The sequence below is a fragment of the Bradyrhizobium sp. JR4.3 genome (assembly GCF_040547695.1).
Classification (GTDB): domain Bacteria; phylum Pseudomonadota; class Alphaproteobacteria; order Rhizobiales; family Xanthobacteraceae; genus Bradyrhizobium; species Bradyrhizobium canariense.
In genome coordinates this window covers 24,095-40,133 of sequence record NZ_JBEPQF010000023.1, presented here as the reverse complement: position 1 = coordinate 40,133, position 16,039 = coordinate 24,095, and the positions used below count along the sequence as shown (strand labels likewise).

At 64.1% G+C, this 16,039-nt stretch carries 18 protein-coding genes; 6 read left to right on the top strand and 12 right to left on the bottom strand.

Annotation, left to right across the window (positions count from 1 at the left end; translation table 11 throughout):
- Positions 1–56: 56 nt before the first annotated feature.
- From ABIB91_RS29235 to ABIB91_RS29225, 3 genes are all read right to left on the bottom strand, one after another.
- Positions 57–1,220, bottom strand: coding sequence for a winged helix-turn-helix domain-containing protein (locus ABIB91_RS29235; RefSeq protein ID WP_354169636.1), 1,164 nt, complete (start codon positions 1,218–1,220; stop codon positions 57–59).
- Between the two features lie 115 nt (positions 1,221–1,335).
- On the bottom strand, positions 1,336–1,590 hold the full coding sequence (locus tag ABIB91_RS29230; RefSeq protein WP_354169634.1) for a hypothetical protein: 255 nt from the start codon (positions 1,588–1,590) through the stop codon (positions 1,336–1,338).
- A gap of 119 nt (positions 1,591–1,709) precedes the next feature.
- On the bottom strand, positions 1,710–1,955 hold the full coding sequence (locus ABIB91_RS29225; protein WP_018455000.1) for a hypothetical protein: 246 nt from the start codon (positions 1,953–1,955) through the stop codon (positions 1,710–1,712).
- 500 nt (positions 1,956–2,455) lie between these two features.
- Here ABIB91_RS29225 and ABIB91_RS29220 point away from each other — a divergent pair, with 500 nt between their 5' ends.
- Entirely contained in the window at positions 2,456–3,097 is a 642-nt protein-coding gene (locus ABIB91_RS29220) for an OmpA family protein (RefSeq protein ID WP_354169632.1), read from the top strand.
- 56 nt (positions 3,098–3,153) lie between these two features.
- Here the strand turns inward: ABIB91_RS29220 and ABIB91_RS29215 are convergent, their stop codons facing one another.
- Positions 3,154–4,584: a phospholipid carrier-dependent glycosyltransferase gene (locus tag ABIB91_RS29215; RefSeq protein ID WP_354169630.1), complete on the bottom strand. Its 1,431-nt coding sequence runs from the start codon at positions 4,582–4,584 to the stop codon at positions 3,154–3,156.
- A gap of 51 nt (positions 4,585–4,635) precedes the next feature.
- On the opposite strand from ABIB91_RS29215, the gene ABIB91_RS29210 reads away from it, so the two are divergent.
- Both ABIB91_RS29210 and ABIB91_RS29205 read left to right on the top strand, forming a co-directional pair.
- Positions 4,636–5,337, top strand: coding sequence for a FecR family protein (locus ABIB91_RS29210; protein WP_354169628.1), 702 nt, complete (start codon positions 4,636–4,638; stop codon positions 5,335–5,337).
- A gap of 2 nt (positions 5,338–5,339) precedes the next feature.
- Entirely contained in the window at positions 5,340–6,500 is a 1,161-nt protein-coding gene (locus ABIB91_RS29205) for a hypothetical protein (protein ID WP_354169626.1), read from the top strand.
- Between the two features lie 124 nt (positions 6,501–6,624).
- Here the strand turns inward: ABIB91_RS29205 and ABIB91_RS29200 are convergent, their stop codons facing one another.
- The 3 genes from ABIB91_RS29200 to ABIB91_RS29190 form a co-directional block, all read right to left on the bottom strand.
- Entirely contained in the window at positions 6,625–7,113 is a 489-nt protein-coding gene (locus ABIB91_RS29200) for a VOC family protein (RefSeq protein ID WP_354169624.1), read from the bottom strand.
- 40 nt (positions 7,114–7,153) lie between these two features.
- Complete coding sequence (locus ABIB91_RS29195; protein WP_219684461.1) at positions 7,154–7,582, bottom strand: VOC family protein; 429 nt, start codon at positions 7,580–7,582, stop codon at positions 7,154–7,156.
- Between the two features lie 131 nt (positions 7,583–7,713).
- On the bottom strand, positions 7,714–8,226 hold the full coding sequence (locus tag ABIB91_RS29190; RefSeq protein ID WP_007606929.1) for a cupin domain-containing protein: 513 nt from the start codon (positions 8,224–8,226) through the stop codon (positions 7,714–7,716).
- A gap of 128 nt (positions 8,227–8,354) precedes the next feature.
- On the opposite strand from ABIB91_RS29190, the gene ABIB91_RS29185 reads away from it, so the two are divergent.
- Entirely contained in the window at positions 8,355–8,573 is a 219-nt protein-coding gene (locus tag ABIB91_RS29185) for a CsbD family protein (RefSeq protein ID WP_007595214.1), read from the top strand.
- Positions 8,574–8,631: 58 nt separating this feature from the next.
- Here the strand turns inward: ABIB91_RS29185 and ABIB91_RS29180 are convergent, their stop codons facing one another.
- From ABIB91_RS29180 to ggt, 5 genes are all read right to left on the bottom strand, one after another.
- A complete protein-coding gene (locus ABIB91_RS29180; RefSeq protein WP_007595215.1) occupies positions 8,632–9,096 on the bottom strand; it encodes an FKBP-type peptidyl-prolyl cis-trans isomerase in 465 nt (154 codons plus the stop codon).
- Between the two features lie 61 nt (positions 9,097–9,157).
- Positions 9,158–11,449, bottom strand: coding sequence for a xanthine dehydrogenase family protein molybdopterin-binding subunit (locus ABIB91_RS29175; RefSeq protein ID WP_007595217.1), 2,292 nt, complete (start codon positions 11,447–11,449; stop codon positions 9,158–9,160).
- Positions 11,450–11,451: 2 nt separating this feature from the next.
- Positions 11,452–12,468, bottom strand: a complete 1,017-nt coding sequence (locus tag ABIB91_RS29170; RefSeq protein ID WP_354169621.1) for an FAD binding domain-containing protein — start codon at positions 12,466–12,468, stop codon at positions 11,452–11,454.
- Between the two features lie 4 nt (positions 12,469–12,472).
- Positions 12,473–13,087, bottom strand: a complete 615-nt coding sequence (locus ABIB91_RS29165; RefSeq protein ID WP_354169619.1) for a (2Fe-2S)-binding protein — start codon at positions 13,085–13,087, stop codon at positions 12,473–12,475.
- 169 nt (positions 13,088–13,256) lie between these two features.
- Positions 13,257–14,843 carry a gamma-glutamyltransferase gene (gene ggt, locus ABIB91_RS29160; RefSeq protein WP_354169617.1) on the bottom strand — a complete coding sequence of 529 codons (1,587 nt, stop codon included), beginning with the start codon at positions 14,841–14,843 and terminating at the stop codon, positions 13,257–13,259.
- 185 nt (positions 14,844–15,028) lie between these two features.
- On the opposite strand from ggt, the gene trhO reads away from it, so the two are divergent.
- A complete protein-coding gene (gene trhO / locus ABIB91_RS29155) occupies positions 15,029–15,826 on the top strand; it encodes an oxygen-dependent tRNA uridine(34) hydroxylase TrhO (RefSeq protein WP_219684455.1) in 798 nt (265 codons plus the stop codon).
- Positions 15,816–16,034 (top strand): SlyX family protein, encoded by a 219-nt coding sequence (locus ABIB91_RS29150; protein WP_007595232.1) that lies wholly within the window; start codon positions 15,816–15,818, stop codon positions 16,032–16,034. The genes trhO and ABIB91_RS29150 overlap by 11 nt, the downstream gene beginning before the upstream one ends.
- Positions 16,035–16,039 lie beyond the last annotated feature (5 nt).

The window sequence follows — 16,039 nt, the reverse complement described above, 5'->3', positions numbered from 1 at the left end:
TGAAAGAGGTGGATTACGCTTCGCTAATCCACCCTACAGACCGACGAGGGCGCATTTCACTCCGCCAATTGAAACTTCTCAAACCGATCGAGCTCCTCCTCGATCTTTTGCTTGAGCTCCTTGCGCCCCGCGGCCTTCTTTCCCTCACCGACCCAGGTCCATTTCTGCATCAGCAGCTTCTTCGCCTGCCGGTCGGTCTTCAGATCGAGCGCGGCGACGATCTCTTCGCCGACCAGCACGGGGAGCGCGAAATAGCCGAGCTTGCGTTTGGCCTTCGGCACATAGGCCTCGAACAAATGGTTGTAGCCGAAGATGAGATTGGTGCGCTTGCGCTGGATGATCAGCGGATCGAACGGCGACAGGATGTGAACGAGATCAGGTGGCGCGCGCTCGCCCGGCTCGAGCGCAGCCGGCAGTGCCCAGTGCGCCTGCTTGCCGGCACCGTCGATGGCGACAGGCACGAGCTCGCCACGGCGGACGCGCGAGCCGATCAGGACAGCCACCGCCGCCTTGCGCGGCGCGTCGAGATGGCAGACTGAATCGAGGCTCACCACACCTTGCGATCGCAGCGCGCGATCGAGCAGATAGGCCGTAATGTCCTTTGCCGACGCCGGCTTTGGCAGCTTGTCCCAGCCGAAATGGCGCGTCATCAGCTCATAGGTCTTGAGCATGCCCTGGCGCTCGCTGACGGTCACGGCACCCGTATAGAAAGCGAGCTGCAACGCCCGCTTCGAGGGTTTTCGGCTTTGCCACAGATGCTCCTTCTCGGTGAGCACGTCGTCCTCGATGTCGCGGATCGTCAGCGGGCCGGCGCGCACCAGCCGCATCACCTTGCGCATGTCGGCAGGCTTCACCGAGGCGAACCATTTGTGCCCCTCGCGGCGGTGCTCGCGCATCGCCGGCAGGAAGAAGCGGAAGTCGCCGGCCGGCACGTAGGACAGCGCATGCGTCCAATATTCAAAGACGCTCTTGTCGACGCTCTGGGCGTGGCGCAGGTCGGCGCGGCGGTAGGACGGGATGCGGCTGAACAGGATGTGGTGGTGGCAGCGCTCGATCACGTTGATGGTGTCGATCTGCACATAGCCGAGATGGGCGACCGCGTCGGCGACGGCTTGCGGGCCGTCACCAAACGGCGCGCGCTCGTTCAGGCGCTGGGCATGAAGCCAGATTTGCCGGGCCTGTTTCGTGGTGAGTGGAATCGGTTTGGGCGCGCGGGACATTGCAGGAGGGAATGTAGCGGAATTCGCGCTGGGAGAAAGAAGCGGACCGGACTCAGCAAAAGAAAAGCCGCGCTGCCATCTGCTGACAGCGCGGCCGCTTGGCGTGGCCGAGGCCCTATTTCATCATCATGGCCTTCTGCGCCTTCATGCAATGCATGCAGCCGCCCTTCATCTTGCCATTGCTCATATCGGTGTTGGCCATGGCCATTTCCTTGTTGGCCGCGACCTTGGCCGGGGTATCGGCCGTGCCCATCATCATAGCTGTCGATTTCATCATGTTATCGCCGGTGCACGCCATCATGGCGGCGGATGCCGGTGAAAGAGAAACGGTGAACGCGACAAAAGCGGCGGCTGTGAGCAAGATCTTCATCGAAAAGTCTCCTCCGTAAAACGAAACCGGCGTCATGCCGGCCTTCGCAATACGTATTCTCCGGCGAAGACGTTTCGGGGAGAAGACAATTTTCTTGCTGCGGTGCGAAGGCGGAGCGCTCAGCGCCCGGCTTTCGGGGCTTTGGACCGGTCGCCAACGCTGCCTGTGGCGACATCGGGTTCGCACGAGGCCTTGCCGCGCTCCTCCGCCTGGCAGCGATAGACGTTGCCGGTGAGGCGATCGACCAGCCACATGTTCTCGTCGGTCGGCGCTTGAAGCCCGACATAGCGGGAGGTCAGCCCCGTGATCAGCGTCGACAGCAGGATCGCCACCGCGATCATCGCGGCCCCGATATAGATGGGCATGGAATTCAGGGACACGGTCCGATCTGGCGGGCCACTGCGATAGAACTGATAATCACTTGGCCTCGGCACTGGATGGAACTCGGCTCCCTTCGTTGCGCTTGTCGGAGGCTCCGCCCTAGGCGTCCATCTGGCCGAAAAATTGTCCGCAGACAGGCCATCACGCGACGGCTTTGCGACAATCGGTCAGCACAGGTTTCCCTGAGTGAACCGGGGCCCCGAGTGGCACCGGGCGCGGCGGTCCTCAGTGATGTGGATCACGACAGGACTGCGACGGCTCGAACGCTCGCGGGGCAGCGTGCGACCACTCTCTTCACGCGTCAGCGTCGGTCCTCGGAGTGGACCGCGGGTCGGCCCTCCATGAACCCGAAACCGCTTGAAATTCGCTGCCGTGGCCTCGGAGGGCCCGTTTCCACCGTGACCAAGATCACAGCAGGGGTTTTGAACCTGCCCTATGCTTGCAGCATCAAATAGCCATCAGGCGTCACAACGAGGATACGACAATGACTAGTTTCAATAAGTCTTTTGCACTGAAGGCGATGACCCTCTCGGCAATTCTGTCGATGACAGCCGGCTTGGCTATGGCCGGCGACGGCAATGTCTCGACCAACCAGATCCTGGATGCATTGAAGCCGAAGGCGGCGACCCGCGGGCTGTCCGCAGGTCCGCAGGTCGATCCGGCGGCGCAGGCCAAGGAATCGACGTTCCTGAACACGGTGCGCAACCGCTCGACCCGGTCGCTTTCGACGGGCGAGCGCGAGCAGATTGCCGAGCTCGCCGCGACCAAGCCGAAGATCGATCTGGAGATCCAGTTCGACTACAACTCGGCCGACATTGCCAAGACATCGGTGCCGTCGGTGCAGGCGCTCGGCAAGGCGCTGTCCGATCCCTCGCTGAAGGGCTCGACCTTCGTGGTCGCCGGCCACACCGATGCGGTCGGCACCGAGGGGTACAATCAGGGGCTCTCCGAGCGGCGGGCTGACACCATCAAGAAGTATTTGGTGCAGAACTACGGACTCACCGGCACCGATCTCGTCACCGTCGGCTACGGCAAGACCAAGCTGAAAGACACCGCCAACGGCGCCGACCCGATCAACCGCCGCGTCCAGGTCGTGAACATGGACACCCAGACCGCGTCAAAGTAATTCCCAGGTCATCGCCCATAAAGGCGCCGCCTGTCGTTCCCCGGCAGGCGGCGATATCATATCCAGCTCTGGAAGAGCATCAGCCGGTTGAAAGTCTGCATCGACGTGCCGATGAAGGCCGCCGAGATCGGCAGCATGGCGGCAAAGCCGATCGCGGCGACCCCGACATAGGCCCACAGCAGCCAGCGTGGCAGTCCGTCCCGGCGCAGCACATAGACCAGCGCGAGCGACGCCAGGGTCGCAGCCGGCAGATAGTAATAGATGAAGGCGAGCGTGCGCGGCAGCAACGCCCAGGCGAGCCAGCACCCGAAATAGAAGACCGCGATCAGGAACGCATCCCGGCGGCGCGCAACGACGAAGTCGCGCAGCACGACGGCGAGCGCGAGCAGCGCCGGCCACAGCACCAGGGGATTACCGAGGAAGGCGATCGCGGAGACATTGCCGTCCGCGGTCTTGTCGAACAGGAACCATACCGGGCGCGCGAGCAGCGGCCATGACGGCCACGCGCTCATATAAGTGTGGCCGGCGATGGCAGTGGTGGTGTTGTCGGCGAAGATCCGGCGTTGCGCCTCGACCAGATCCGGCAGCGACACGCCGTACAGCGGGACGAAGGCCGCAAGATATGTCATCGCGGGCAGGACGGTGAAGCAGAGCACGACGTGATGTAATCTGAAGTCGGGCCAGAGGTCGGGCCGGTACCAATCCCCCGGCTTCGCGTCGGCAAACAGGGTGTGCCAGCCCTGCATCAGGCGGATCACCGCGACGATGACGATGCAGATTCCGAGTGGAAATAGGCCGCTCCATTTGCAGGCGGCAGCACAGCCGAACACGCTGCCGGCAGCCGCGAACAACGCATGAGGACGATCCTTTCGAAAACCGTGCATGAAGGCGGCAATTGCGAGCAGGCCGAAGCCGAGCGCAAAAATGTCGAGCATCGCGACGCGCGCCTGCACGTACAGCATCTGATTGCAGCCGGCGATCAGCGCAGCGGCGATCGCAGGCCCTTGCGCGGCGAACAGTGCGAGGCCGCACAGATAGATCGCGACGATCGCGAGCGCGCCGAACAATGTCGCGGGATAGCGCCAGCCCAGCGCGGTGTCGCCGAAGGTCGCTATCGATAGCGCGATCAGCTCTTTCGCCAAAGGCGGATGCATCGGGTTGAGCATCGGTTGCGACATCGTCGGTGCCAGCATCTGCCGCGCCGCCGGCACGTAGTGCACTTCGTCGAAGACGAACTTCTCCGGCGTCGTCAAGCCGATCAGCAGGGCGAGATGCGCGGCCAGGAAAATCGCGACAGCAATCACTGCGCTCCGCGACACCTTCGGAACCGCGGGCAAGTCGAGCGGCATTTGTGGGGATGTTTTGCGTGGCAAATTTGCGTCACCGCCGAGAATAATAGACATCGCAGTTTTCATTGAACGCATTCTGCCGCGACTGTCACTAAGCATAGCGCAGGTCTCGCGCTGCTTGTGATAATTCCGCCACATCGCAAGCGCGCGCGATCCGGTACGATCAGGGACACATCGATCGGTTGCGAAATGAATTTGCGTTTCTGGCTTTTCTCCACGCTGTTGTCGACGGTCTTGTGCCTGGCCCCTTGCGCGCAGGCGCAGACGCGCGTCGGGGAAGCCGTCGTGATCCAGAATGAGGTCGTTCGCGTGGCCGCGACCACGACACCGATCAGCATTGGCGACAGCATGCTGCGGGACGAGACCGTGCGCACCGGCGCCGGCAGCGCAGCGCGCTTCGTGATGGCCGACAGCACCAATCTGTCGCTCGGTCCGAGCGCCACGCTCAAGCTCGACCGCACCGTCTTCAACGACGAGCACAGCTATCGTGACGTTGCGATCCGCATGACGACCGGCGCATTCCGTTTCGTCACCGGACATTCCGAGAAGACCGCCTACAAGATCACGACCCCGCTTGCGACGATCGGCGTGCGCGGTACTACACTCGATATCCTGTCCCAGCGCGGCCGCTCGGTCGTCGTGCTGCAGGACGGCGCCGCCAGTGTCTGCACGACGAGCCAACAGTGCGTGCAGCTCACCCAGCCCGGCGACACCGCAATCATCAGCTCGACCGGCGGCAAGGTCTCCATCAGTAAGACCAATACGCCGCCCTGGACCTTTGCCGCGACCTGCGCCGCGAGCGCGGGACTGTGCGCGGTCAACCAATATGCGGACGCCTCGCCGACCATCACGCCTGCCGTCCACGACGACGGCATGCTGTGCGGACGCTGAAGATGGCGGTATTCAACGTCAGGCGCTTCATCGTCGCGAGCGTGCTGACCGCCGCGGCTACGTTTGCGTTTGCCGCGTTCGGGGCCCGTCCGGCGGCTGCCGCCACGGCGTGCCAGTCCGACTGCGGAGGGCCCACGCCGGCGCCGAGCTATTCACCCTCACCGACGCCGACCTACAGCCCCTCGCCCGCGCCCAGCCCCTACCCGTCATCGTCGCCGAGCCCTTATCCGTCCTCTTCGCCGAGCCCGACGCCGACACCGACGCCGACCGGCGCGGATTCCAGCGGCGGCTCGATCGGCGACCTCGCCAACCAGCGCTTCAACCAGATGATCACCAACCGGGTGCTCGGCACGGTGCTGCTCGGCGTCAACGAGCAGGTCAATTGCAGCAACTGCGTCAGCGCGTTCGGCTCCGCCGGCTCGTTCTCGGCCGGCATCCACGGCCGCAAGGAGCTGACCAACAATCTGTCGCTGCTCGCCGGCATCGCCTACATGCAATACAGCGAAGGCGGCTACAACATCACCAGCGCGCCGATCGGCGCATTCGCGCTACGCTATGACTTCACCGACTGGGGCTCGTCGCGTCCGTTCTTCGACATCGGCACGATCCTGACGCCGTGGGAGAAGGCGCGCTACACCCGCAGCTACAACACCAGCCTCGGCCCGGTGAGCGTCACGAGTTCGACCAACGCCGCGAACTACGCCGTCTACGGCCGCGCCGGCTGGATGAGCCGCGTGTCGCCCCGCGACGAGGTCGCCGCCTCGATCGAGGTCTGGCAGCTCTGGCAGCGCGTCTCGAGCTACACCGACAGCGCAGTGGCGTTCAATCCGTTCGATGCCAGCATCGCGACCGGCACCGACCGCACCAGCCTGGTCAAGATCGGCGGCCAGTGGACGCATCTCTACGGCAGCAATATCGAGGCCAACATCAATGGCGGCTGGGTGCAGTCGTTCGCTGGCCATAGCGGCATCGTCGCCACCGTGACCGGCGACGGCGTGGTGGTGCCGACCATGGGCAACCAGGGCTGGTTCGAATATGGCGGCCGGCTCGGCTTCCGCATGCAGAAGGGCTGGATCGTGGACCTGTTCGCCAACGGCACGCTCGGCCCGCAGCCAGTGGGTAACACCATCCATGGCGGCGTGGGGCTGCGGATCAATTATTAGCGGCGGGCTCAATCTCGTAGGGTGGGCAAAGCGGAGCGTGCCCACCACTTTCTCTCGCCGAGAAAAAATGGTGGGCACGGCGCAAGCGCGCCTTTGCCCACCCTACGATACTGTGGCTTCCACATCACGCTGCCGACTTGCCCTCGAACACGCGGCGCAAGGTCTCCACGTCCAGCTTCACCATCTTCATCATGGCCTGCATCGCGCGTGCGGCAGCCGCCTTGTCGGGGCTCGAGAGGAGTTCGAATATCACCTTCGGCACGACCTGCCAGGCCACGCCCCAGCGATCCCTGAGCCAGCCGCACTGCTCTTCCTTGCCGCCATGGGCCAGGAACGCATTCCAGACGCTGTCGACCTGGGCCTGATCGTCGCAATGGATCATCAGCGAGATCGCATGGGTGTATTCCATTTTCATGCCGCCGTTGAGCGCGACCAAAGGCTGTCCCGCCACCGAGAATTCGACGACGAGCACGGAGCCTTCCTTGCCGGACGGGCCATCTGAAACGTTGCGCTGAACATGCGTGATCGCCGAATTCGGCACGAGCGAGACGTAGAACTTCGCGGCTTCCTCGGCATCGCCATTGAACCACATGCATGGAACGACCTTCGACATCGTGAATGCTCCTCTTCAGTTGTGATGTTCGCGCGCTAGATCAGGCGTTCGCCATGTCGGACTGCGCCGGGAAGGCTGCCATGTCCATCCAGTTCACGCCCCACATGTGGCCGTCCGGATCCTCGAAGCTGCGGCCGTACATGAAGCTGTATTCGTCCTTCGGGCTGGGATCGGCCACCCCGCCTGCAGCCGCGGCCCTGCTGACGATATCGTCGACCTCGGTCCGGCTATCGGCGGACAGGCAGAACAGCGCCTGGTTTGAGGTCTTTGCATCCGAGATCGGCTTCGGCGTGAACTGCCGGAATTTCTCGTGGGTCGTCAGCATCGCGTAGATGGTCTCGGAAAAGACCATGCAGCTCGCTGTTTCGTCGCTGAATTGCGGGTTCCTGGTCGCCCCGACCGCCTCGTAAAAGGCAGTGGCGCGCTTGAGGTCGGTCACGGGCAGATTGAGGAAAATCATCCTGGGCATCGGAGCTCCTTGGGCGGGGTTCTGCCCAAGGACGGATGGCCAAGCGGCGATCCGACACGGCTTCCGGATCTTTTTTGGACCCCTGCCTGCGAGGTTCTGTCGCACAGAACCCACTGGCTTTCAGGTGTTCCTCACTTCTTCTCGTTCGGATCGCGGTGAATGGGATCGACCCACAGCACGGTCTCGGGCTTCTCGACCGGCTCGATGTCGAGGTTGATCGCCACCGCCTCGCCGTCGCTGCGCACCAGCACGCATTCCAGCACTTCGTCCGGGCTGGCGTTGATCTCCTGATGGGGCACGTAGGGCGGGACGAAAATGAAGTCGCCGGGGCCGGCCTCTGCGGTGAATTGGAGGCTCTCGCCCCAGCGCATCCGCGCCTTGCCTTTCACGACGTAGATGACGCTTTCGAGATGGCCATGGTGATGCGCGCCGGTCTTGGCGTCGGGCTTGATGCTGACCGTGCCCGCCCACAATTTCTGCGCACCGACGCGCGCGAAATTGATCGCGGCCGCGCGGTCCATGCCCGCCGTCGACGGCACGTTGGTATCGAGCTGGTTGCCGGGAATGACGCGCACGCCGTCATGTTTCCAGCGATCATCGTGATCGTGGTCATGGTGGGAATGCGAATGGTCATGACCGGTCATGAGACTTGCTTTCTGTTGGTTCCGTGCGCGGCAAACTAACCCAAAGCCGCGACATCGAGCCATACCAAAATCGGAACCCTCATAACCGTCGAGCGTTGTCCTGACGAGCAAACCGCAAGGAGGATTTCATGGGTAGCACGACCGACAAGATCAAGGGCACCGCAAACGAGGCAATGGGAAAGGCCAAACAGGGCATCGGTGAAGCCACCGGTTCCGAGCGCATGAAGGGCGAAGGTGCGGTCCAGGAAGTGAAGGGCAAGGGCCAGCAGGCCATGGGCGATGCCAAGGATGCCGCGAAAGACGCGGTCGATCGCGCTGCGGCTTCGGCCAAGCGCGCGACGGAATAACGAGCATCGCACTCAAAGTGAAAGACCGACCGAGAGGCCGGTCTTTTTGTTTGCGGGCTTACTTCACCCCGAGCAATTCCACGTCGAACATCAGCGTTGCGTTCGGCGGGATCACGCCGCCTGCGCCACGGGCACCATAGCCGAGCTGCGGCGGAATGATCAGCGTGCGCTTGCCGCCGACCTTCATGGAGGCAACACCCTCGTCCCAGCCGGCGATGACCCGGCCCTTGCCGATCGGGAATTCGAACGGCTCGTTGCGGTCGACCGACGAGTCGAATTTCTTGCCCTTCTGGCCGTTCTCGTAGAGCCAGCCGGTGTAGTGCATCACGCAGATCTGGCCGGGCTTCGGCGAAGCGCCGGTGCCGACGACGCTGTCGGTAATCTGCAAACCTGAAGCTGTGGTCATGGTCTTCCCTGCGGTCTGGGCCGAGGCCGTGGTGGAGACGAAATCGGACACGCCGGCGATCACGGTGATCGCGAGTGCCGACATGATGGCGAGGAGCACGCGCTGTAAACGCTGCATAAGACACCTTACGTTTGAGGCGGAAGGGGTCTAGCGCAACGCCGACGCCGTTGCCACCCCCTCAGGCCTCGATATTTTCCAGCCGCACGGGCAGCTTGCGGATGCGCTGGCCTGTGGCGTGATAGATCGCATTGCAGATCGCCGCATTGGTGCCGACATTGGCGAGCTCGCCGAGGCCCTTCACGCCGGCCGGGTTGATGTGATCGTCCTGCTCGGAAAGCAGGATCACCTCGACACCGGGGACGTCGGCATTCACTGGCACGAGATAGTCGGCTAAATTGTCGTTGACGTAACGCGCATTGCGCTCGTCGATCTCGGTGGCCTCCAGCAGTGCCGAGGACATGCCCCAGATCAGGCCGCCCATGAGCTGGCTGCGCGCCGTGCGCGGATTCATGATGCGGCCCGCCGCGAACGCTCCGACCAGCCGGGGGCAGCGGATTTCATGGGTAAAGCGGTTGACGCGGATCTCGACGAACTCGGCACCGAAGGCGTACGCGATCTTGTCCTTCATCTGATGGCCACCGACGAGCCGCGCGTGCCCGCTGTGCATCGCCGTGAATGAATCCAGCGGCGCGCCTTCGGGCTTCCACTCGCCGTATTCCTCGACGATACCGACACCGAGTGCGTCGAAGGCCTTTTCGATATCGAGTGGACGATCGCTCTGCGCCGCCTGCGTGCTCGGCGCCTGGCTGATGCCGACGGTCTCTTTGGCCTTGTCGGCTAGGCTGTCGCTCGGCATCACGGCCTTGAACAGCCTTTGACGAATTCGGTCGCACACCATCATCACCGCCGAGCAGGTGCTGGCAGTCGAGTTCGAACCGCCGGCAACAGGCGCCGGCGGCAGATCGCTGTCGCCCAGGAACACCGCGACCTTCTCCAGCGGCACGCCGAGCCGCTCGGCCGCGGTCTGGGCGATGACGGTATACGCGCCGGTGCCGATCTCGTGACCGGCGATCTCGACCCGGGTACGGCCGTCGCGCTGGAGGCGGACGCGCGCGGCAGAGGGCGCCATCTGCGTCGGATAGCAGGTGGCGGCACAGCCATAGCCTATCAGCCAGTCGCCGTCCGACATCGATTTCGGCTGCGGCGAACGCTGCGACCAGCCGAACGCCCTGGCGGCCTCGTCGAAGCACGCCATCAAGGACCGCGACGTATAAGGCTTGCCGCCGATCGGCTCCACGGTGGTGTCGTTGATGCGGCGGAGCTCGACAGGGTCCATGTTCAGTTTCACCGCAAGCTCGTCCATCGCGCTCTCAAGCGCGAAGAGATACGGCACCTCCGGCGGAGAGCGCATGAAGCCGGGCGTATTGCGGTCAGCGCGCACGATCGACACCAGACTTGCGACGTTCGGGCAGGCATAGAGCCGCGTCGTCGTCTTCGTGCCGCCGACGCAATAGGCATCCGGACGCGACGAAACCTCCGCGCCGTCGTGCCTCAAAGCCACCAGCTTGCCGTCCCGGCCCGCACCAAGCCTGATCTCGTGGCGCGTCTCGGCCCGGTAGGTGGCGATGGTGAAACCCTGGTCGCGGGTCGGCACCAGCTTGATCGGCCGGTTCAGGCGTTTGGCAATGCCGGCGATGATGGCGGTGCGGGGCGTCATCGAGCCGCGCGAACCAAAGCCCCCGCCGACATAGGGATTGACGACACGGACCTTGTCGGCGTCGATGCCGAGCTGCTCGGCGACGCCGTTCTTCAGGCCGTAGACATACTGGCTGCCCTCGTAGATGACGAGGTTGTCGCCCATCCAGGCGCAGCTCGTCGTAAACAGCTCCATTGGATTGTGGTGCTGGGTCGGCGTGTCATAGGAGGCGGTGAGTTTGACCTCGGCTGCGTCGAACGCCTTGGCGAAATCGCCGACCTCCGGGTCTTCCTTGAACTGTGCGTTCTGTCCTTTTGCCGCCGCCGTGGTGGTCCCCGGCGACTCAAAGCTCGCACTCGGCGCCACGGCCGTGTAGCTGACCTTGACGCGATTGGCGGCCTCGCGCGCCGCCTCGTAACTTTCGGCGATGACGACGGCGATGATCTGGCCATCATGGGCGACGTCGGCTGATTTCAGCGGCTGGATCGTGGTCCCGGCATAGCCGCCATTGCTGAACAGTTTCGATTCCTTCAGCTTCGGAGCGTTCTCGTGCGTGACGATGTCGATCACGCCGCGGACCTGCCTGGCATCGTCGAGATCGAAACCGTCGATGCGGCCCTTGGCGATGGCGCTGGTGACCAGGAATGCGTAGGCTGGATTGTCGAGCGGCATGTCGGACGCATATGTCGCCCGGCCCGTGACCTTTGCGGCCGCGTCATAGCGCGGCACGGGATGGCCCATGTTTGCTTTCGGCTCGGGAGCTGCAGCGGTCATGATCAGATCTCCATGGTTACGGCCTGCTGGAGCGCGCGCGCCACCACGCGCTTGCCGAGCGCGATCTTGAAGCTGTTGTGCCGGCGGCCCTTGGCGTCGGCAAAGGCGGCATCGGCCACACGCTGCGCCAGACCGTCGTCGAATTTCTGTCCCTTCAGCAGCGCCTCAGCCTCGCGCGCCCGCCACGGCACGGTGGCGACGCCGCCGAGCGCGACACGCGCGTCCCTGATCGTGCCATCCTGCACATCGAGCGCGACCGCAGCCGACGACAGCGCGAACTCGTAGGACTGACGGTCGCGCGCCTTGAGATACACCGAGCGCGGCCAGCGGCCGGGAATGGAGAACGCAGAGATCAGCTCACCGGGCCGAAGCGTGGTCTCGATCTCGGGCGTCGTGCCGGGCGCCTTGTGCAAATCTGCGAACGGCAGGCTGCGCGTGCCGGACCTGCCGGTGATTTCGACCACCGCATCCAGCGCGATCAGCGCCTGGGCAAAATCGCCGGGATAGGTTGCGATGCACTGATCGGAAGTACCGAGCACCGCATGCATGCGATTGACGCCGTCCATGGCGGCACAGCCCGAACCGGGATTGCGCTTGTTGCAATTCTCATAGGAGACATCGCGGAAATAGCTGCAACGCGTTCGCTGCATCACGTTGCCTCCGAGCGTCGCCATGTTGCGCAGCTGGGCGCTGGCGGCGAGCTTCAGGGAATTCGCGATCACCGGATAGTTGCGCTGGATCTCGGCATGCGCGGCCACGTCGGACATCTTGGCGAGCGCGCCGAGCCGCAAGCCGTCACTGCCGGGCTCGATCGCCGACCAGCTGCGCGCCAGCGGATTGATATCGACGATTGCCGCGGGCCGCATCGCGTCCAGCTTCATCAGGTCGATCAGCGTGGTGCCGCCGGCGAGCGGCTGTGCTGTAGCCTTGGTCAGCGGATTGTTCGCAGTTGCGGCAGCGCTGAGCGCCTGCACGGCCATGTCGGGGTCTGTTGCCCTTTGGTAGGAAAACGATCGCATGGGCCTAGCCTTTCATGATCTCGGGCGCGGCCTGCTTCACGGCAGCGACGATGTTGGGATAGGCGGCGCAGCGGCAGATGTTGCCGCTCATGTATTCGCGGATGTCGGCCTCGCTGCCCGCATGCCCCTCCTTGACGCAGGCCACGGCGGACATGATCTGGCCCGGCGTACAATAGCCGCATTGAAACGCGTCGTTGTCGACGAAGGCCTGTTGCATCGGATGCAAATGATCGTCGGTGGCAAGGCCCTCGATCGTGGTGATCTCCTGCCCCTCGGCCGCGAGCGCGAGCGTCAGGCACGACACCACGCGTCGATCGTCGATCAGTACCGTGCAGGCACCACATTGGCCGTGGTCGCAGCCCTTTTTGCTGCCGGTGAGCTTGAGATGCTCCCGCAGCGCGTCGAGCACCGTTGTGCGCGCGTCGATGTGCAGGCGCTTGTCCTTGCCGTTGACCCGCAGCGTGACATCGACGGGGAGCGCCGGATCCTGCGCGGCCGACACGCTCGCATCCTGCGCGGCCGCACGCGCTGTCATGGGGACCAGCGCACTGCCGGCAGCGCCAGCCATGAAGGCGCGCCGATCGAATCCGGACGGTCCGGAACCTGATTTTTCGGACATGGAGGGCCTCCGCCGCTTCGAGCAAGAGCAGCGCACGCCTGCACCGCTCATCGGCCCTTAACCTGAAGCAGTGAACTCCGTTCCGAACGAGAAAGGGCGACGCAGCAAATGCCGCGTCGCCCTTCGTCAAATTTTGCTGATGTTGCGCGGGGAACCCCGTGCGCGGCGGTCAGTATCCGAGCGCGCAACCGTCCTTGCGCGGATCGGAACCGCCGGTGAGCGTCCCCTTGTCCCAGTCGATCCAGATCGCCTGCGCGCCGCCGAGCGGACCGACGACGCTGGTGGTCTTGTGGCCGAGCTTCTGCAGGCCTTCGACAATGGCGGCCGGCACGCTGTCCTCGAGCTGGTACTGGCCTTCGTAATGCAGGCCGCGCGGCATATCGATCGCCTCCTGCACGTCGCAGCCATAATCGAGGATGTTGGTCACCACATGGGTCTGGCCAACCGGCTGATATTGTCCGCCCATCACCGCGAACGGCATCACCGAGCGGCCGCCCTTGGTGAGCAGGCTCGGCATGATCGTGTGCAGCGGGCGCTTGCCGCCGGCGATGCAATTCGGGTGGCCGGGCTGGATGCGGAAGCCGCCGGCGCGATTCTGGAGCAGGATGCCGGTCTTGTTCGAGACGATGGCGGAGCCGAAGGAATGCGCGACCGAGTTGATGAACGAGCAGACGTTGCGGTCCTTGTCCACGACGGTGATGTAGATGGTCGAGGGATTCATCGGCGGCGCGACGTTCGGCAGGTCGAGCATGCCGTCCATGCGGATCTTGTCGATGTGCTCGTTGCAGTATTCCTTGGCAAGGATCTTGGCGACCTCGACCTGCATATGCTCGGGATCGGCGACATGCAGCTCGCGATGCATGTAGGCGATGCGCGCGGCCTCGGCTTCGAGGTGGAAGCGCTCGACGCTGAGTGGCGCGTATTTCGTCAGGTCGAACCGCGACAGGATGTTCAACATCAGCAGCATGGTGAGGCCGGGTCCGTTCGGCGGGCACTGCCAGACGTCATGGCCCTTGTACATGGTGCCGATCGGCGACGTCGTCTCGGTGGTGTGCGCGGCGAAATCGTCGAGCGTGTGCAGGCCGCCGATTCCGCGCAGGGTCTCCACCATGTCCTCGGCGATCGGGCCCTTGTAGAAGGCGTCGCGGCCGTCCTTGGCGATCGCCCGTAGCGTCTTGCCGAGCTCGGCTTGGCGGATGACGTCGCCGGCCACCGGCGGCTTGCCGTGCGGCAACAGATACCGCTCCGTGTTGGTGCCACCCTTCAGCTTCTCGAACTGGTTCTTCCAGTCGAAGGCGATGCGAGGGGCGACGACGTAGCCTTCCTCGGCGGCCTTGATCGCGGGCTGAAGCAGCCGGTCGAAGCCGAACTTGCCGTGGTCGCGCAAAACGGTCGCAAAGGCGTCGATCACGCCGGGGATCGACACCGCATGCGCCGAGGTCAGCGGCACGGAGTTGATCTTGCGCTCGAGATACCAGTCGGCGTTCGCCGCCTTCGGCGCGCGCCCCGAGCCGTTATAGGCGATGATCTTGCCCTCGCCGCGCGGCTGGATCAGCGCAAAGCAGTCGCCGCCGATGCCGGTCGATTGCGGCTCGATCACGCCGAGAATGGCCGAGCCCGCAACGGCCGCGTCCACTGCCGTGCCGCCCTCGCGCAGCACCTCGATCGCGGCGAGCGACGCCTGCGGATGCGAGGTCGCCACCATCGCGTTGGTGGCGTGGACCGTGGACCTGCCGGGGAAATGGAAGTTTCTCATCGAATTCTTGCTCTCGTTGGCGTCTGGCGCGGATGGCGTGTCGTTTCGGAAAAAGCCGCGCCTACATGACACATTCCGGCCCGCCGGGGCAATGCTGGCATACCAGGGAAATGGCTGCCATCCGCTGGGAATAGAGCTGCTTCTTGCGGGTTTTCCGGGCGCGCCCCGCCTGCTAAACGGGCGCCATGATTTGCAAGGTCGCCGCCTTCTACCAATTCGCCGCCCTGCCCGATTACCGGGAGTTGCGCGAGCCGCTGCGCGCGTTCTGCGCCGGCCTGGCGGTGAAGGGGAGCGTGCTGCTCGCGCAGGAGGGCATCAACGGCACGGTCGCGGGTGCGGGCGCGGCGATCGACGCTCTCGTCCATGAGCTCGCGCACGGCGACATCTTCAGCGGCAGGTTGAACAATCTCGAATTGAAGTTCTCGACCGCCGAGGCGATGCCATTCGGCCGGCTCAAGGTGCGGCTGAAGAAGGAGATCGTCACGCTCGGCGACGAAGCCGCAGATCCGACCCGGCAGGTCGGCACCTATGTCGATGCGAGCGAATGGAACGCGCTGATCGCGGCGCCCGACACGCTGGTGCTCGACACCAGGAACGCCTTCGAGGTGGCGATGGGGACGTTCGACGGCGCGCTCGACCCAGGCATCGAGAGCTTTGGCCAGTTCAAGGAATTTGCGGCCGAACGGCTCGATCCTGTCAAACACCGCAGAATCGCGATGTTCTGCACCGGCGGCATCCGCTGCGAGAAAGCGAGCGCGCATCTGCTCGCGCGCGGCTTTGCCGAGGTCTATCACCTCAAAGGCGGCATTCTCAAATATCTGGAAGAGGTGCCGGAGGCTCAGAGTCGCTGGCGCGGCGAATGCTTCGTGTTCGACGAACGTGTCGCGCTCGGTCATGGTTTGCAGCAACTTGGCGCGCAACAACTCGGCTTGCAAGAACTTGGCTCGCCCGAACGAAATAAGGACGCGGCACGTGACGAATGAGATCCAGACGCTCGGCGAGCGCATCGACACGCTTGAGACGCGCCTCGCCTATCAGGACGACGCGATCGAGACGCTGAACCAGACCATCACCGCGCAGTGGAAGCAGATCGACGCGCTGACGCGAAGGATCGCAGAGCTCGGCGAGCGGCTGCAGGAGGCCGAGGCGAATGCGCCGGGAGCCGCCAATGAGCGCCCCCCGCATTATTGAGCGGG

Bases quoted from the DNA above. Each gene is read 5' to 3' on its own strand.
- ABIB91_RS29205 (WP_354169626.1), top strand. From the start codon at position 5,340: ATGGCGGTATTCAACGTCAGGCGCTTCATCGTCGCGAGCGTGCTGACC.
- ABIB91_RS29210 (WP_354169628.1), top strand. From the start codon at position 4,636: ATGAATTTGCGTTTCTGGCTTTTCTCCACGCTGTTGTCGACGGTCTTG.
- ABIB91_RS29165 (WP_354169619.1), bottom strand. From the start codon at position 13,087: ATGTCCGAAAAATCAGGTTCCGGACCGTCCGGATTCGATCGGCGCGCC.
- ABIB91_RS29230 (WP_354169634.1), bottom strand. From the start codon at position 1,590: ATGAAGATCTTGCTCACAGCCGCCGCTTTTGTCGCGTTCACCGTTTCT.
- ABIB91_RS29170 (WP_354169621.1), bottom strand. From the start codon at position 12,468: ATGCGATCGTTTTCCTACCAAAGGGCAACAGACCCCGACATGGCCGTG.
- ggt (WP_354169617.1), bottom strand. From the start codon at position 14,843: ATGAGAAACTTCCATTTCCCCGGCAGGTCCACGGTCCACGCCACCAAC.
- ABIB91_RS29190 (WP_007606929.1), bottom strand. From the start codon at position 8,226: ATGACCGGTCATGACCATTCGCATTCCCACCATGACCACGATCACGAT.
- ABIB91_RS29185 (WP_007595214.1), top strand. From the start codon at position 8,355: ATGGGTAGCACGACCGACAAGATCAAGGGCACCGCAAACGAGGCAATG.
- ABIB91_RS29200 (WP_354169624.1), bottom strand. From the start codon at position 7,113: ATGTCGAAGGTCGTTCCATGCATGTGGTTCAATGGCGATGCCGAGGAA.
- ABIB91_RS29225 (WP_018455000.1), bottom strand. From the start codon at position 1,955: ATGCCCATCTATATCGGGGCCGCGATGATCGCGGTGGCGATCCTGCTG.
- ABIB91_RS29180 (WP_007595215.1), bottom strand. From the start codon at position 9,096: ATGCAGCGTTTACAGCGCGTGCTCCTCGCCATCATGTCGGCACTCGCG.
- ABIB91_RS29175 (WP_007595217.1), bottom strand. From the start codon at position 11,449: ATGACCGCTGCAGCTCCCGAGCCGAAAGCAAACATGGGCCATCCCGTG.
- ABIB91_RS29195 (WP_219684461.1), bottom strand. From the start codon at position 7,582: ATGCCCAGGATGATTTTCCTCAATCTGCCCGTGACCGACCTCAAGCGC.
- trhO (WP_219684455.1), top strand. From the start codon at position 15,029: ATGATTTGCAAGGTCGCCGCCTTCTACCAATTCGCCGCCCTGCCCGAT.
- ABIB91_RS29220 (WP_354169632.1), top strand. From the start codon at position 2,456: ATGACTAGTTTCAATAAGTCTTTTGCACTGAAGGCGATGACCCTCTCG.
- ABIB91_RS29215 (WP_354169630.1), bottom strand. From the start codon at position 4,584: ATGTGGCGGAATTATCACAAGCAGCGCGAGACCTGCGCTATGCTTAGT.
- ABIB91_RS29235 (WP_354169636.1), bottom strand. From the start codon at position 1,220: ATGTCCCGCGCGCCCAAACCGATTCCACTCACCACGAAACAGGCCCGG.